The organism is Pseudomonas sp. PIC25 (assembly GCF_002286785.1).
Classification (GTDB): Bacteria; Pseudomonadota; Gammaproteobacteria; order Pseudomonadales; family Pseudomonadaceae; genus Pseudomonas_M.
Genome location: NZ_MUJY01000023.1, coordinates 1 through 1,236 on the forward strand (window position 1 = coordinate 1; position 1,236 = coordinate 1,236).

Genomic DNA, 1,236 nt, shown 5'->3' on the forward strand with positions numbered 1-1,236 from the left:
CTTCGGTCAGATCGACGATATGCAGGACTGGTACGCGTCGTTGAGCGAGCGGGGCCTGATTGACGGCCCACTGTCCGTTACCGGCTACAGCCTGGGCGGTCATTTGGCCGCGAGGGCCGCAGCATGAATCTTGCCTGCAGAACCGCGTTAACCCTGATTGTTCTCGGCCTGTTCGCCGGCTGCGACGGTGATCCGGCGCCCAAGGTAGCCAGCGACCCGGCGGAGATGACTCCGCTGCAACGCGCCGAGGCCGGTCAGGCCCTTTGGGAGGAGAAGTGCCGGACGGTGGCCGGAGAAAAAATCTACAAGACCGTGCCTGATGTAGAAGGGTTAGTACTGCTTAAAGTAAGACCGGAGACCGGCGAGAGGGAATGGGCTGATCCCATGTGGCCGGGGGCGGCGTTTGCAGTGGAAAGAAGAAGAGATGAATACATAAGTTCATTCTTGGGCTATGAGCACTCGGGTTCGCCAGTTGGCGAATCAGTAACATCAGCTGATCGCGGGTATATCAATACCGACTATTTGCCAGATAGTCCGAATAATCTTCCCGGCTACCGCTATGTCGATGTGATCGATTCTGAAGATAAACAGCGGTATCGGTACATATTGGTCCATAAACCTAGGCCTACGTCGAAAATAGGCTGGATAGATACTCTCCTAGAAAAGTCTCCAGCCCCCGATCCTATTCCACGTTATGGCGTGACCTTCGAAGACCATGTGATCCCCGAGGAGCGCGCCTTGGGAGTGGCCAGCAGCACGGTCAAAGTTATCGACCTTCAGAGCGGAGAAGTGTTGGGCGAAATGCTGCGTTATGCCTGGAGTACTCAAGCCAGCCGCGCCAATCCAAGCCCATGGTTAAGTGCACATGTATGCCCCGGTAATACACGAGGCGCCAGTACGCAAACTCGTCAGTTTGTCGATCAAATTCTTTTCCCACGGAAGGAGCAATAAGAAATGAACATGCTAAATATTGCGGACTATCTAAAATATGCCAACATGCAGATGGCTGCTGAAGCGCTTTACGACTCCAACGCCACAAAAGGACCGTTAAAGCCCGGAAAAATATACGTCGGAGGAATTACCCAGGCATTTCTGGAAACTGGCAATGAGCACGCCAGCAAATTCACTAAAACCCAGGTCGAACTCTCCGGCCTGACCAGCGACTGGGTAGTGGTCGAGCATCTGTCCAATACCAGTACCGGCTTCTCCGGAACTCTGTTCAAGCACAAAGATACC

At 53.8% G+C, this 1,236-nt stretch carries 2 protein-coding genes; both read left to right on the forward strand.

All coding sequences use genetic code 11. The annotated features are described in order from the left end of the window. The first annotated feature begins 123 nt into the window (after nucleotides 1–123). The gene (locus BZL41_RS27675; RefSeq protein WP_143517994.1) at nucleotides 124–951 is read left to right on the forward strand and encodes a hypothetical protein; all 828 of its coding nucleotides are present in this window, start codon (nucleotides 124–126) and stop codon (nucleotides 949–951) included. A gap of 3 nt (nucleotides 952–954) precedes the next feature. Further along, the coding region (locus tag BZL41_RS00560) for a hypothetical protein (RefSeq protein WP_143517995.1) at nucleotides 955–1,236 on the forward strand (282 nt) is incomplete at its 3' end.

What these genes read in the sequence shown, in the direction of transcription:
- BZL41_RS27675 (WP_143517994.1), top strand. Translation starts at nt 124, where the DNA reads ATGAATCTTGCCTGCAGAACCGCGTTAACCCTGATTGTTCTCGGCCTG.